The organism is Pseudoduganella aquatica, assembly GCF_009857595.1.
Classification (GTDB): domain Bacteria; phylum Pseudomonadota; class Gammaproteobacteria; order Burkholderiales; family Burkholderiaceae_D; genus Rugamonas; species Rugamonas aquatica_A.
Genome location: NZ_WWCU01000029.1, coordinates 1 through 14,242, shown reverse-complemented (window position 1 = coordinate 14,242; position 14,242 = coordinate 1). Strand labels below are relative to the sequence as shown.

Genomic DNA, 14,242 nt, shown 5'->3' with positions numbered 1-14,242 from the left:
ATGTGGATAGACACGCACTGTCATCTGGACGCGCACGAATTCGGCGATGCCTCGCTGGACGTGGCGCGCCGCGCGCAGGAGCAGGGCGTGGGCATGATCGTGGTTCCCGCCGTCGAGCGGGCCAATCTTGATATCGTCGCCGGCCTCGCTGCCAGGGCGGATAACGCCTGCTATGCGCTGGGCATCCATCCCATCTACGTGCCCAACGCAACCGAGGACGACCTGCTCGCCCTGCGCGCCAGCGTGGAAGCGGCCATGGACGATGCGCGCATGGTGGCGATAGGCGAGATAGGACTGGACTTCTTCGTCCCCATGCTGGCCGAACCGGCCATGCGCGAGAAGCAGGTGCATTTCCTGCGCGAGCAGCTGCGCATCGCGCGCGACTTCAACCTGCCGGTGCTTACGCATGTGCGCAAGTCGCAGGACCAGGTGCTCAAGCATGTGCGCCAGATCACGCCCAACGGCGGAATCGCGCACGCCTTCAACGGCAGCTTCCAGCAGGCGCAGGGCTATATCGATGTGGGCTTCAAGCTGGGCTTCGGCGGCAGCATGACCTTCACGCGCGCCCTGCAGATACGCCGTCTGGCGGCCGAGCTGCCGCTGTCTTCCATCGTGCTGGAGACGGACGCGCCGGACATTTCTCCGTCCTGGGTCCACCCCGGCGTGAACACCCCGCAGCAGATTCCGCGCATAGGCGAGGTGCTGGCCGAACTGCGCGGCATCAGCGTGGACGAGGTCCGCACCGCCACCAGCGCCAATGCGCGCGCCATCCTGCCGCGCATGGCCAGCCTGCTGCAAACCTGAGCGGTCTCGGCCCTATGGGATAAGGAGGGTTTCGATATGAATCTTGGACGAATCTTGTTTTCTGTTTCTATGGTGCTGTCACTCGGTTATGGCTTTGCCGTAGCGATTCAGGGGAGGATAGATTTCTACAAGAATCTGATTGCAGGAAAGGCAAGCATCTCTGTTTCTCTGCAGTCAAAAAATATGGAAGACTGGAGTGTCGTCAATAATATTTCTGCAGAAATAGGCCTGATGTATATTTAACAGGGGGCGCCTCGGTTTCGGTCTGCAACTTTGCGAGAGCTTGATCTGGATTAGAACGCGGGGAAGCTGGTCTGGCAATAATCGGTTCTTTGCCCGGAACCGTGATGCGATGCGCGATACTCGGATTTGTCGGCGGTGCGGCATGGTTGCAGACGCAAGCTACGCTGCCGCTGCACGCGCAGGTAGTTATGCTGGCCTTGACGGTTGCCGTTTTGGGCCTGTTCGCAGTGCATTGCCTGCAAGGGCGTCTGCCGCTACGCTACAAGGGGCAGCGCCAGTTTCAGCTCGCATCGCGGCCGCTGTTCGGACTGCTGGCAGGCTTCGCATTGGGCTTCTATTGGGCCGCCATGCTGGCGCAAGCGGCGCTCAAGCCTGAGCTGGCGAAGGCCAACGAAGGCCGCGACGTTACCCTGATCGGCACCATCGCCAACCTGCCCAACCGTTTCGAAGGCGGCGTCCGTTTCAATTTCGCGGTGGAGCAGGTCGAGCGCGGCGCCATGCGTGTGCCGCCGCTGGTAGCACTGTCCTGGTACGAGGGCTATCGCGGCGAGGCCGTGCCGATAGGCGACGTGCAGCCGGGCGAACGCTGGCGGCTCACGGTCCGCTTGCAGCGGCCGCACGGCAACGCCAACCCCTATGGCTTCGATTACGAACTTTGGCTGCTGGAGCAGGGCGTGCGCGCCACCGGCTATGTGCGCCAGGATGGCCGCAACCAGCGCCTGGCTGCTTTCGTCACCAGTTTTGGCAACTTGGTCGAACACTGCCGCGCTGTGCTGCGGGAGCGCATTCTGCGCGCGCTCAAGGGCAAGGAGTATGCGGGAGTGATCGTGGCGCTGGTGGTGGGGGACCAGCGCGGCATTCCGCAATCCGACTGGCAGGTGTTTAACCGGACAGGCATATCGCACCTCATCAGCATATCCGGATTGCATATTACGATGATCGCCGGCCTGTTCGCGCTGGCCGCGTCGGCCTTGTGGCGGCGTTCCTTCTTCACGCGCGCGCAGTTGCCGCTGCTGCTGCCTGCGCAGAAAGTGGCGGCGCTGGCTGGCATGCTGGCTGCGCTGGTGTATGTGCTGCTGGCGGGCTTCGGCGTACCCGCGCAGCGCACGCTGTATATGCTGGCGGTGGTCGCCGTGGCGCTGTGGACGGACCGGCTGGCCAGCGTGACGCATGTGCTGTGCCTTGCCGCCGGCGTGGTTGTCCTGCTCGATCCCTGGGCGGTGATGTGGCCGGGCTTCTGGCTTTCTTTCGGCGCCGTCGCCACCATCCTGTACGCGACGGTGGGCCGCACCGAGGTGCATCACGGCAGCGGCGTGGCGGTGCTGGCGGCAGGCGCCGCCGGTAATGGCGCGCTGCCGCTGCTGCAGCCGCGCCGCGCGCCGCTGTCGAGGCGCGAACGGTGGATGGCGGACTTAAAGATGGCCGCACGCGTGCAGTACGCGGTCACCGTCGGTCTGGTGCCGCTGACCATGCTGCTGTTCGCGCAGGTGTCGGTGGCAAGTCCGGTGGCAAATGCGGTGGCCATTCCGGTAGTCAGCCTGCTGGTCACGCCGCTGGCGTTGGCGGGGGCGGTGCTGCCGGATTTGCTGGCCGCGCCATTGCTGAACCTTGCGCACGGAACCGTATGGCTGCTGGCGCAAGCGCTGCAATGGATGAGCGCGAGCCGCTTCGCCGTATGGGCCGCGCCCACGCCGCCGCCCTGGCTGTTCTGCTGGGCGCTGTTCGGCACGGCGTGGATGCTGGCGCCGCGCGGCTGGCCCTTGCGCTGGCTGGGTATCGTGACCTGGCTGCCCTTGCTGGCGGCGACGCCCAGCCATCCGGCGGACGGCGCATTCCGCGTGACCGCCTTCGACGTGGGGCAGGGCATGGCGCTGCTGGTGGAAACCAGTGGGCATCGCCTGCTGTACGACACCGGCCCCGCCTACGCGCCTGATTCCAATGGCGGCAACCGGGTGATCCTGCCTTACCTGCGGGCGCGCGGCATCGGCGCGCTGGATGCGATGGTGGTGAGCCACGCGGACGCCGACCACTCCGGCGGCGCCCTGGCGATGCTGGAAAATATGCGCATCTCCTGGACCAGCACCTCGCTGCCGGCGGGGCATCCCATCGTGCGCGCCTCGCCCAGGCATGTGCGCTGCGAAGCCGGGCAGGGCTGGAACTGGGACGGGGTGCTCTTTGAGATGCTGCATCCCTCCGCCGAAAGCTACGGCCATGCGGGACTGAAACCGAACGCCCGCAGCTGCGTGCTGAGGGTGAGCGCGGGCGGCAAGGCCATGCTGCTGGCAGGCGACATCGAAGCGGCACAGGAGGCCGAGCTGCTGCTACGCGCCCCGGCGAGCCTGCCGGCCGATGTGCTGCTCGCTCCACACCACGGCAGCGGCACGTCGTCCACGCCGCCATTCCTGGCTGCCGTGCGGCCTGGCGCTGCCATATTCCAGGTCGGCTACCGCAACCGCTATCACCATCCCCAGCCGCAGGTCTTTGAGCGCTACCGCAGCCTTGGTATCGATCGCCTGCGCACCGACGAAAGCGGAGCACTGACGCTGGAGTTCAATGGCCAGCTCAGCGTGGAGCGCTACCGCGAAGCCAACCCGCGCTATTGGCGCCATCCGTAAGATTATTTCGCAATGCTCAATAGTGTATTACGACCGGCGGTCTTTACGGCATTCCGCCTGCCCCGGATACTTGCGCGCCCGAGAATAACGAGAAGCCAATATGAAGCGTCGAAATTTTGTTACAGGCAGTATGGCGGCGATCGCCGCAGCCAGCACCGCCACGGCGTCCGCAGCAGGGACCGCTTCCGCAGGCGGCGCGACGATTACCCGCCCTGACGGCTTGAACCCGGTCGGCATCCGCACGGCAGGCGTGCGCATGATTCCTGTCGCCGGCGGCAAGTACAAGGTGTGGACCAAGAAAGTCGGGCAGGGCCCCATCAAGGTGCTGCTGCTGCACGGCGGTCCCGGCTTTACGCACGAATACCTGGAGGCGATGGAGTCCTTCCTGCCGCAGGCCGGCATCGAGATGTACTACTACGACCAGCTCGGCTGCGGCAACTCCGACCAGCCGGACGATCCTTCGCTGTGGACCTTGCCGCGCTACCTTGAGGAACTGGAAGAAGTGCGCACAGGCCTGGGCCTTGACCAGTTCGTTCTGTACGGCCATTCCTGGGGCGGCTTGCTGGCCATCGAATATGCGCTGCACCACCAGCGCCGTTTGCGCGGCCTGGTCATTTCCAATATGACGGCGGGCATACAGGCGCTGCTGCGCCACACCGCGTCGATCAAGATGAAGCTGCCGCCGGACACGCTGGCGGAGCTGCAGGCGCTGGAAGCCAGGGAGGCCTACGATACGCCGGAGTACGAACGCATCATGAACGAGGTGCTGTATCCGCAGGTGTTGTGCCGCATCAGTCCGTGGCCGGATGCGGTGAACCGCGCGTTTCGTCATCTGAATGCGAAAATCTACAACCAGATGCAGGGCAAGAGCGAATTCCTGGTGACCGGCAACCTGAAGGACTGGGAACGCTGGGACCGCCTGCATGAAATCAAGGTGCGCGCGCTGACCATAGGCGCTACCTACGACGAAATGGACCCGGAGGATATCCGCAAAATGGCGCGCATGATGCCGAATGCGAAATCCGTAATTTGCGAGAACGGCAGCCATCTCTGCATGTGGGATGCGCAGGAGCAGTACTTCCGGGGCTTGCTGGCCTTCCTGAAGACCGTCTAAGCCGGAACTGATGGATGGCGTGTTGAAAGTCCGGCAACTGTCCTCATCTGGGTGGTCCGTCCATCAAGCGAGCGCAGCAATGATCTTTCCCCGCCATCCCAAGCCGGTCGTTCCTGCCAAAGCCGTCGCCACGCAGGTTGTGCAGCAGAAGCAGGACGGCAAGGTAATGGACAAGCACGTCCTCGTTATTCCGACTTCCAAACCGCCCGCGCCGCCCTTGCCGCCGGCCAAGGAGTGAAATTAGAGCAACCGTTCTATTTCTTTTGCCGCCGCTCTCCTTACAATGGTCCCAAGGAGACACTACAAAAATGAACAAACCCAAGCTGCACTTTTCGCACGCCAACAGCTATCCGGCCGGCACCTACCGCCGCCTGTTCGAGCTGCTGGGCCAGCATTACGACATTTCCGCACTGGACATGCATGCCCACAACCCGGCCTATCCGGTCGGCACCGGCTGGCCGCAGCTGGTGCAGGAGCTGGTGGACGAGCTGGAAAGCCGCTACACCGAGCCGGTGATACTGCTGGGCCACTCGCTGGGCGGCATGCTGAGCGTGATGGTGTCCGCCATGCGGCCGGACCTGGTGCGCTGCGTGGTGATGCTCGATTCACCCGTGGTGGCGGGTTGGCGCGCCATGCTGCTGCGCGTGACGCGCAACTGGTCAGTGGCCAACAAGTTCTCGCCGGCGCGCTTTTCGGAAAAGCGCCGCAATGTCTGGCCGGACGCGGCAGCGGCGCACCAGCACTTCGCCTCGAAAGATCTTTTCGCGGCTTGGGCGCCCGGTGTGCTGGACGATTACATCGCCGCCGGCCTGAAGCCGCATCCGGACGGCGTACAGCTGCGCTTCACGCGGGAGAATGAAACGGCGGTCTACCGCAGCCTGCCGCACCATATCGGCGGCCTGGTCCGGCGCGGCGTGCAGGTGCCGGCCGGCTTTATCGGCGGCAGCGAGTCGGTGGAAAATCGCCAGGCCGGGCTGGACGCCACCCGCCGTCTGGTCGGCAGCAATTTCCGCATCATTCCCGGCGGCCACCTGTTCCCCATGGAGTCCCCCGAACTGACGGCCCAGGTAACCCACGAGATGATCACGCAGCTGCTGGGGATACTGGCAAGCGCTGGTTCTGGCGAGACTGTCGTTTGAGGGTAGTCAAAGCCTTTGCCTGGGAGCGGCTTATAATAGTTGGATGAGCGTGCAAATAACATCTGATGAGTCTGGAGAGACGTTGCCAGACGGAAGCAATCAAATCGGTCCGCAGAGCGAGGCCGAGCGTCACCTGTATGAATTGGTGATGGCGGGACTTAAAAGCGGCGCGCCCAGGGAGTTAAGCGTCGCGGACTTGATCACGCAACTGCGCGCGCGCGTCCCAGCTACCCGCGTAGAGAATGCAGATTAGGCTATTCCCCGCCGCCGAGAGCGATCTTGCGGATATTGTTGACTACTAATCAACAATTTCTACTGCCCTGGCTGAGCGTTTTATTTCTGAACTCCACTCATCGTTAGCCAAACTTTGTGGCAATCCAGGGATCGGATCGCCGCGCTATGCGCACTTTCTACCTGATCGCTCCTTGCGTGTCTGGCAACTGCGCCAGTTTCCCTTTCTGATCTTTTACCGCGTCGATCAGAGTACGCTCGCGGTCTTGCGAGTCTTGCATGAGCGCAGGGCGTTGACTGCCGAAATCATTTCTAGCTGATGTGCCCAAAAGCTTGCAGAATTGTTCTTGAAAGCAGTCCTTTCGCGTAAAATCCCGGGTGAAATGGCGTTGGTGCAAGCTGGCGCCTCCCTGCAATCTTGAGAAATGGTTTTTGCGATGGCAATTAAGAGCGACAAATGGATACGCCGCATGGCGGAACAGCACGGCATGATCGAGCCTTTCGAGCCGGGCCAGGTGCGGGCTGAAAACGGCCGCAAAGTGATCTCTTACGGCACTTCGTCTTATGGCTACGACATCCGCTGCGCGGACGAATTCAAGGTCTTCACCAACATCAACAGCACCATCGTCGATCCGAAGAACTTCGATTCCAACTCCTTTGTCGATATCAAGAGCGACGTCTGCATCATTCCGCCGAATTCCTTCGCGCTGGCCCGCACCATCGAGTATTTCCGCATTCCGCGCAATGTGCTGACGGTCTGCCTGGGCAAGTCGACCTATGCCCGCTGCGGCATCATCGTCAACGTCACCCCGTTCGAGCCGGAATGGGAAGGCTATGTGACGCTGGAGTTTTCCAACACCACGCCGCTGCCGGCCAAGATCTACGCCGGCGAAGGCTGCGCGCAGGTGCTGTTCTTCGAAAGCGACGAAGTGTGCGAAACCTCGTACAAAGACCGCAACGGCAAATACCAGGGCCAGTCCGGCGTTACGCTGCCGAAGGCTTGATTTTCCTCTGGCCTGCTTCGGAAGGGAGAGGCTCTGCTGCGCGCAAGGTGTCAGAATTGCAAAGATTCGCTGACCCTGACGACTGGAGAGCTCCATGCATAAGCGTACCTTCCTCATCACATCCGCTGCGGCGCTGGCCTTTGCCGGCGCCGCGCTGACGGGCTGCACTACCACCACCACCTCCGGCAAGGCCGATGCCGGCGCCGTGCGCACCGAGATCGACAACGGCGTCGACAGCACCCTGAACCGCCTCTACGCGGAAGTGAAGGGCTCGCGCGAGCTGGTGGCCAAATCCAACGCTGTCCTGGTATTCCCTCGCGTGCTGGCGGCCGGCCTGGTGGTGGGCGGCGAGTACGGCAAGGGCGCTTTGCGCGTGAAGAGCGAGCATGGCGGCTACTACAGCATGGCCTCGGCCTCCGTGGGCTTGCAGGCGGGCGCACAGTCCAAGGCGGTGGTGCTGCTGTTCATGACGCAGGAAGCGTTCAGCAAGTTCGGCCAGAGCAAAGGCTGGACGGCGGGCGTGGATGCATCGGTGGCTGTCATCAAGGTGGGCGTGAACGGCGAGGTCGACACGGCTACCGCCAACAGCCCGGTGCAGGCGCTGGTGCTCACCAATGCGGGCCTGATGGCCAACCTCACGCTGGAGGGCACCAAGGTGTCGCGCCTGGACCTGTGAGCGCCGTCTTTACCTGGCTTTACACTTCGCAGGGTTGAGCCGCCGGAATTGGCACCGTTACCATCTTTATGAATGATAAAGATGGAGGTGTAGCATGGTGACGGCAATCAGCAGCGGTAGCGCAAGCTCGGCCAGTGTGTCCGGCAGCAGTTCGAGCACGGTGGCGGCGCTGCAAAAGCAGCTGGTGTCGCTGCAGAAGCAGTTGAGCGAAGCGCAGAAGGATACCAGCGAGGCTGGCCAGAAACAGGCGGAGCAGATTTCGCAGCAGGTTCAGGCCGTGCAGGCGCAGATCGCCCAGTTGCAGGCGCAGGAAGCGCAGAAGGCGGCGCAGGCCAGCCAGGCGGCGCAATCGACGGCGCAGCCTGCCCAGCAGGCGAGCGCGCCGCGCTCGTCCAGTTCCACCGTTGGCAGTATTATCGATACGACTGCCTAGACCTTGCTCCGTTCCCCATTGTCGTGCTGCGCAATCGGCAGCGCGACTTCCACGCACAAGCCGCCTTCTTCGCGGTTGCGGGCGGCAATGCTGCCGCCGTGCCCTTGCACCACCTGCTGCGCAATCGCCAGCCCCAGGCCGTGGCCTTCCACGTCCTTGAGCGTGCCGCTGCTGCGGAAGAATGGCTCGAAGATGGCTTGCAGGTCGGCCTGGGCCACGCCGGGGCCGTGATCGAGCACGCGTATCAGCAGGCGGTCCGTCGCTTCGTCCGTGTGCAGCTCCACGCGCACCGTGCCGCCGGCGGGACTGTGCTTGATGGCGTTGCGCACAATGTTTTCAATCGCGCGCGCAAGCAGGTCCGCCTGGCCGTTCACGGCCACGTCGGCGCTGCCGCGCAGTTCGATGGCCCTGTCGTGCGAGGCGGCCTCGAATTCGGCGTCCGCCACGATTTCGTCCAGCAGCTCGGCCATGCTGATGGCTTCCCCGGCCGAGGTGATGGGGCCTGTTTCCAGGCGGGCCAGGGTGAGCAGCTCGCCCACCAGTTTGTCCATGCGCACGCTCTCGCGCTCGATGCGCTCCATGGTGGCGTGGGCCTTGTCCGGCTGCTGGTGCGCCAGGCCGATGGCGGCTTGCAGGCGTGCCAGCGGCGAGCGCAGTTCGTGGGAGACGTCGTGCAGCAAGCGGGTCTGGGCATCCATCAGGCTGCGCAGGCGGGCTGTCATGCGGTCGAAGTCGCGTCCCAGGTCGCTCAGTTCATCGCCGCGCTTGCCGGAGACCTGGGCGAAGCGGGGCGCAAGGTCGCCTTGCGAGGCGGCTTCGAATGCCTGCCGCAGCGAGCGGATGGGGCGCGCGAAGTACCAGGCCAGCAGGGCGGCGAACAGCAGGCTGGCCAGCACGGCGGCGGCGATGGGAATGAAAGGCGTCATGGGCTGGAAGCGCTGCGGCGGACCTTGCGGGCCGGCGTTGGGGCCGGCGCCGGGACCGAAGCCGGGGCCGGACCCTGGGCCAAAGCCGGGACCAGCCCCGGAACCGGACCTCGGGCCGCCGGGGCCGGCCGCCTGCGCGCCGCCGGGTGGGTCGCCGCGGCCGTTCGGGCCTGGGACCATGCCGGGCAGGGGGGCGCCGCCGTTTGATGGACCGAATGCCGGGTTGGGGCCGCGCCAGTCGTTCGGGCCTCGCCAGTCGTTTTGATTGCGCCAGTAGCCGGGGTTGCGGCCTTCGAAAGGCACGCTGGCTATGCCGGCCAGGCTGCCGAGCAGCGGCGCGCCGCCCAGGCGTTCGCCCAGATGCTCGCGGGAAGGCAGGAACAGCGTGTAGCGGTGGCCGTCCGCCGCCCGCACTTCGCGCACGACGCGCTGCGCGCCGTCCTGTTTCAGCAGGCGCCGCGCCTCCAGTATCATGCCCGGCTTGACGATGCGTCCCAGCAGCTCGCGCCCTTGCTCGCTGACCGCATAGACGCGGTGCCGGTTCATATTCTCCAGCAGGCTTTGCAGCGCGCTCACGCCGCCGAATTCCAGCGTGGCGGCGGCCGATTCAATCGCGTCCTCGGCGCGCGGGCCGGTGTCGATATCCTGCTGGCGGGGCGGCGCGTTGTCGCGGTTCTTGAGCCAGATGGCGCCGCCTATGCCTACCGCCGCCACCAACTGCGCCAGCAGTATGGAGAAGAAGAACTTCCAGAACAAACGGCCCACGGCTACTCCTTGATCAGCTGGTAGCCCAGGCGGTAGACGGTCTGCAGGCAGGAGCGGCCGTCGGCGATGGTGCCGAGCTTGTGGCGCAAGCTGCTCAGGTGCACATCGATATTGCGGTCAAAGCGCGCCATGGGCCGGCCCAGGCCCTGCTCGGACAGCACGTTCTTGCTGACCGGCTTGCCCGCGTGGCGCGCCAGTACTTCCAGCAGATTGAATTCGGTGCTGGTCAGCTCCAGTGGGGCGCCGGCCCAGCTGGCGCGGCGCTGCTCGGGCCACATGGTGAGCTGGCCCACGGCCAGCGGCTGGGTGCCGCCGGCGTCCATCGGTGTGCCCAGCGTGCGGCGCAGGATGGCGCGGATGCGGGCGGTCAGCTCGCGCGGCGTGCAGGGCTTGGCCACGTAGTCGTCCGCGCCCAGTTCCAGGCCCACGATGCGGTCGGTGTCGTCGCCGCGCGCGGTGAGCATCAGGATGGGCATGCGGCTGTGGCTGCGGATGCGGCGCAGCGTCTCCAGGCCGTTCATGCGCGGCATCATCACATCCAGCACGGCGATGGCGTACAAGCCGGACAAGGCGGCGGCGGCGCCGGCCTCGCCGTCGTGCGCGGTGCTGACCTCAAAGCCTTCCTGCTCAAGGTATTCGCGGAACATGCCCACCAGTTCGATGTCGTCGTCTATTAACAGTACCTTGCTCATTGCCGCGTGTTTCGTGGTTGTCGATTTACCCATCATAACAAACTCGATGCCGGCCGAAGCGTGCTTTTACCCCGATTTACACCCGCCGTCTTTACACCGATTTACGTTGTCCTAACTGCACTTTACATGGCCCGGCCGGACAATGGCTGCTCCTTACGAATCATCTGGAGCAGACATGAAAACCAAGAAAATCCACCTGCAACACCTCCTGCTGGCCGCCGCGCTGGCATTGCCGCTGGCGTCGCATGCGGCCAACGGCCTGTCCAGCGGCGACGAAGGCTTCGACGCGCCGCCGCCCGGCCCGCGCGCCGAAGGCGGCCCAGGCATGCCGCCCGGCGGCCCTGGTCCCGGCCCCCGCATGGGCGGCCGTGGCGGCCCGGATGGCGAGCGTGGCCCCCATGGCGGCCCGCATTTCATGCACGGCCTGGACCTGAGCGAAGCGCAGCAGGACAAGGTGTTCACCATTCTGCACACGCAGGAACCGTATATCCGCGAGCAGTCCAGGGCGCTGCGCAAGGCGCAGGAGGCGCTGGACGCGATGGGCAAGGCGGAGAAATTCGACGACGCCAAGGCGGTGTCGCTGGCGCAGGCCGCCGCGCAGGCCATCTCCAACATGGAATTGCAGCGCGTGCGCACCGAACAGAAGCTGCTGGGCGTGTTGACGCCCGAGCAGCGCAAACAGCTGGACCAGCGCAAGCCGCCGCGCCAAGGCTTCCCGGCACGCGAAAAACCATAAATCGAGCAAGGAGAAAAAGCATGACCATCAGTTCCCTGACTTCCAGCAGCGCAACCAGCCAGTTGAGCTATGTGAGCAAACTCGGTTCCGCCAATGCCAGCGGTGAAAGTGGCCAGGTGGGCAATGGCCCGCCGCCGCCACCGTCCGGCGGAGGCCTTATCGACGCCATTGCCAGCGTGCTGGAGTCGCTCGGCATGTCGGCAGGCGACAGCGCCACCGCCGATGGCGCCAGCTCCGACGCCAGCAGCAGCGGCAATGCCGCGCAGGCGCTGGGCAGCTTCCTGCATGAGCTGATGGGCGCCTTGCACGAGCAGGGCGCGTCGTCCTCGGAATCGTCTTCCTCGTCCAGCGACGGGCAGGCGTATGGCCCGCCGGGCGGCGCGGGCGGCCCACGCGGCCCGGGTGGCCCAGGCAAGCTGGAGGCGGATCTGCAAAGCCTTATCTCGAAGCTGGGCTCGTCCGGCGAGACCGCCGGCAGCGACGGCACGGAGGACAGCGGCAGCGCGCTGCAGTCCTCGTTCCAAAGCCTGCTCGAAGCGCTCGGCAGCGACGCCTCCAACAGCGGCAGCAAGCTGGCCAGTTTCCTGCAGGCGCTGTCGGACAAGCTGCCCAATGCCGGCACCAGCGGCAATTTGATCAACACTTCGGTATAAAGGACAGTCTATGCACACGCACGATCACAACCACGGCCTTGCGGCGGATCTGGACAAGATGATGCAAATGGCGGCCGGCCGCCGCCAATCCTTGCGCTGGCTGATGGCCAGTGCGGCGGCCTTGCCCATCCTCGGCTGCGGCGGCTCCAGCGGCACGGATTCCACGGCCAGCAGCAGCACCAGCTCCGGCGGCACCGGCACCGGCACCGGCACGGGCAGCACCGGCAGTACGGGTAGCACGGGTAGCACCGGCACCAGCGGCGCCTGCAGTGTCATTCCGGAGGAAACCGGCGGTCCGTATCCAGCGGACGGCACCAACAGCACCAGCGCCGGCATAGCCAATGTGCTGAACCAGAGCGGCGTGGTGCGCACGGACATCCGCAGCAGCTTCGCCGGCATGAGCGGCACGGCGGCCGGTGTGCCGCTCACCATCAAGCTGAAGATCATCAACGCCAACGCCAGTTGCGGCACGGCGGGCGGCATGGCGGTGTACTTGTGGCACTGCGACCGTTCGGGCAATTACTCGCTGTATTCCAGCGGCGTGACCAACCAGAACTACCTGCGCGGCGTGCAGGAGGCCAACAGCAGCGGCGAGGTGACGTTCACCACCATCTTCCCCGGCTGCTACGACGGCCGCATGCCGCACGTGCACTTCGAGGTCTATCCCACGCTGGCCAAAAGCACGAGCGCGTCCAACCGCATCAAGACTTCGCAGTTCACCTTCCCCATGGCCACGCTCACCGAGGTTTATGCGAACAGCGGCTACAGCGCCAGCGTGAGCAACCTGGCGCGCATCAGCTACGCCACCGACAATGTGTTCAGCGACGGCTATTCCCTGCAACTGGCCGCCATGACCGGCAACGCCACCGACGGCTACGTCGCCACGCTGACGCTGGCCGTGCTCGGCTAATCAAGCAAGCCGGCCCCCTCCGCGCGAAGTCCGCTTCGCGCAATTCCCCATCACGGCGGCCGCCGCGAAGCCAACTTCGGCAACGCGGCGGCCGTTCCGCCTCAAGCGCGCAGGCACGCGGCTTGCAATGGCAGGTGTACACACGCCTGACCGGAGCTTCGCATGAACCGCCTGCTCGACTATCTGCCAGAACTGGACATTGCCTTCCCATCCGCAGCGGCTGCCCCTGCGGCCCCGCCGCCGACGCAGGAAACCGACGCCGAAATGACCTATGGCGCCGAATTGCTGGAAGCCGGCGCGGGCAATGGGGCCGGGCTGGCGCCCTTCCTGGCCGGCCTGGTGGCGCGCTCCGGTGCGGCCGGGCGGGCCGCGCTGCGCGTGCCGCTGGGCCGCGCGCTGATGTCGGCGCTGCTGCAGGCGGCGACGGCGGCCATGCCTTTCGGCAGCAAGGCGGCGCAGCAGCGGGGCGCGGCCATCTTCGGCCTGGAGCTGGAGGGCCTCAGCCCGGAGGACAAGGAATTCGCGCTGGCGCGCCACTTCATCCGCCTGGCGCGCGAACTGATCAACAGCACGCTGGCGTCCGGCCCGGTCGGACCGGACGGGAACATGGCGGACGCCGAAAGCAGGGTGCAGGCGGCGCTGGCGCAGGCGGCGCGCAAGCACGCGCCGGGTCTGCTGCACAGCGCGGCACAGCAGGAGCCGGCAAGGGGACGCTGGCAGCGCAGCGGCAAGCGCATCGTGGTCCTCAACTGTTAACCACCATCGGGAGCTAATCATGCATGACATCGATCGTACCACCCTGGAATTCGGCCAGGAGATGGGCTATGAAGGCGAGCAATACGAGTTCGGCCAGGGCGAGTGGAGCGGCGAGGGCGGCCTGCTGTCCGAAGCGGACGAGATGGAATTGGCCAACGAACTGCTGTCCGTCACCAACGAGGCCGAGCTGGAACAATTCCTCGGCAACTTCCTGAAGAAGGCCGCCTCGGTGGCTGGCTCCGTGATCAAGTCGCCCATAGGCCAGGCCGTGGGCGGCGTGCTCAAAGGCGTGGCCAAGAAAGCGCTGCCGCTGGCCGGCGGCGCCATCGGCGGCTACTTCGGCGGCCCGCTGGGCGCCAAGATCGGCAGTGGCCTGGCCTCGGCGGCGGGCGGTGCGCTGGGACTGGAGGCCGAGGGCGAAATGATGGGCGAGGACCGCGAATTCGAAGGCGCCAAGACCTTTGTGCGGCTGGCGGCGGACACGGTGAACCGCGCCGCCCAGGCGCGCGGCGGCGATCCGCGCGCCGTGGCGCAGGCCGCCGCCA

The 14,242-nt window shown here is 65.3% G+C and carries 16 protein-coding genes and 1 pseudogene; 15 read left to right on the top strand and 2 right to left on the bottom strand.

Annotated elements, in window-relative coordinates:
* The 10 genes from GTP77_RS21475 to GTP77_RS31090 all read left to right on the top strand — a co-directional run bounded on the left by GTP77_RS21475 (position 1) and on the right by GTP77_RS31090 (position 8,259).
* Positions 1 to 804 carry a TatD family hydrolase gene (locus GTP77_RS21475; RefSeq protein WP_161074194.1) on the top strand — a complete coding sequence of 268 codons (804 nt, stop codon included), beginning with the start codon at positions 1 to 3 and terminating at the stop codon, positions 802 to 804.
* Between the two features lie 36 nt (positions 805 to 840).
* Positions 841 to 1,047 (top strand): hypothetical protein, encoded by a 207-nt coding sequence (locus GTP77_RS21470; protein ID WP_161074193.1) that lies wholly within the window; start codon positions 841 to 843, stop codon positions 1,045 to 1,047.
* A gap of 104 nt (positions 1,048 to 1,151) precedes the next feature.
* Positions 1,152 to 3,662, top strand: a complete 2,511-nt coding sequence (locus GTP77_RS21465) for a DNA internalization-related competence protein ComEC/Rec2 (protein ID WP_161074192.1) — start codon at positions 1,152 to 1,154, stop codon at positions 3,660 to 3,662.
* 130 nt (positions 3,663 to 3,792) lie between these two features.
* Entirely contained in the window at positions 3,793 to 4,776 is a 984-nt protein-coding gene (locus GTP77_RS21460; protein WP_223149378.1) for a proline iminopeptidase-family hydrolase, read from the top strand.
* Positions 4,777 to 4,855: 79 nt separating this feature from the next.
* Complete coding sequence (locus GTP77_RS21455; protein ID WP_161074190.1) at positions 4,856 to 5,014, top strand: hypothetical protein; 159 nt, start codon at positions 4,856 to 4,858, stop codon at positions 5,012 to 5,014.
* 70 nt (positions 5,015 to 5,084) lie between these two features.
* Positions 5,085 to 5,915, top strand: coding sequence for an alpha/beta fold hydrolase (locus GTP77_RS21450; RefSeq protein ID WP_161074189.1), 831 nt, complete (start codon positions 5,085 to 5,087; stop codon positions 5,913 to 5,915).
* 308 nt (positions 5,916 to 6,223) lie between these two features.
* Positions 6,224 to 6,466, top strand: a complete 243-nt coding sequence (locus GTP77_RS21445) for a type II toxin-antitoxin system RelE/ParE family toxin (RefSeq protein ID WP_321170368.1) — start codon at positions 6,224 to 6,226, stop codon at positions 6,464 to 6,466.
* A gap of 117 nt (positions 6,467 to 6,583) precedes the next feature.
* Entirely contained in the window at positions 6,584 to 7,150 is a 567-nt protein-coding gene (gene dcd / locus GTP77_RS21440; protein ID WP_161074188.1) for a dCTP deaminase, read from the top strand.
* Between the two features lie 94 nt (positions 7,151 to 7,244).
* Complete coding sequence (locus GTP77_RS21435; RefSeq protein WP_161074187.1) at positions 7,245 to 7,826, top strand: BPSL1445 family SYLF domain-containing lipoprotein; 582 nt, start codon at positions 7,245 to 7,247, stop codon at positions 7,824 to 7,826.
* A 94-nt stretch (positions 7,827 to 7,920) separates the two neighbouring features.
* The gene (locus GTP77_RS31090) at positions 7,921 to 8,259 is read left to right on the top strand and encodes a FlxA-like family protein (RefSeq protein ID WP_161074186.1); all 339 of its coding nucleotides are present in this window, start codon (positions 7,921 to 7,923) and stop codon (positions 8,257 to 8,259) included.
* On the opposite strand, the gene GTP77_RS21425 is transcribed toward GTP77_RS31090, so the two are convergent.
* Together GTP77_RS21425 and GTP77_RS21420 are read right to left on the bottom strand one after the other, a co-directional pair.
* Positions 8,256 to 9,950, bottom strand: a complete 1,695-nt coding sequence (locus GTP77_RS21425; RefSeq protein ID WP_161074185.1) for a HAMP domain-containing sensor histidine kinase — start codon at positions 9,948 to 9,950, stop codon at positions 8,256 to 8,258. The genes GTP77_RS31090 and GTP77_RS21425 overlap by 4 nt on opposite strands.
* A 2-nt stretch (positions 9,951 to 9,952) precedes the next feature.
* On the bottom strand, positions 9,953 to 10,642 hold the full coding sequence (locus GTP77_RS21420) for a response regulator transcription factor (protein ID WP_161074184.1): 690 nt from the start codon (positions 10,640 to 10,642) through the stop codon (positions 9,953 to 9,955).
* Between the two features lie 175 nt (positions 10,643 to 10,817).
* Here GTP77_RS21420 and GTP77_RS21415 point away from each other — a divergent pair, with 175 nt between their 5' ends.
* The 5 genes and pseudogenes from GTP77_RS21415 to GTP77_RS21395 form a co-directional block, all read left to right on the top strand.
* Complete coding sequence (locus GTP77_RS21415; protein ID WP_161074183.1) at positions 10,818 to 11,378, top strand: Spy/CpxP family protein refolding chaperone; 561 nt, start codon at positions 10,818 to 10,820, stop codon at positions 11,376 to 11,378.
* Between the two features lie 20 nt (positions 11,379 to 11,398).
* Positions 11,399 to 12,031 (top strand): hypothetical protein, encoded by a 633-nt coding sequence (locus tag GTP77_RS21410; RefSeq protein ID WP_161074182.1) that lies wholly within the window; start codon positions 11,399 to 11,401, stop codon positions 12,029 to 12,031.
* A gap of 10 nt (positions 12,032 to 12,041) precedes the next feature.
* A complete protein-coding gene (locus GTP77_RS21405) occupies positions 12,042 to 12,941 on the top strand; it encodes a peptidase associated/transthyretin-like domain-containing protein (RefSeq protein ID WP_161074181.1) in 900 nt (299 codons plus the stop codon).
* Positions 12,942 to 13,103: 162 nt separating this feature from the next.
* Positions 13,104 to 13,697, top strand: a complete 594-nt coding sequence (locus tag GTP77_RS21400) for a hypothetical protein (RefSeq protein WP_161074180.1) — start codon at positions 13,104 to 13,106, stop codon at positions 13,695 to 13,697.
* A 19-nt stretch (positions 13,698 to 13,716) separates the two neighbouring features.
* A pseudogene (locus GTP77_RS21395) lies at positions 13,717 to 14,242 on the top strand (hypothetical protein); the annotation flags it as partial.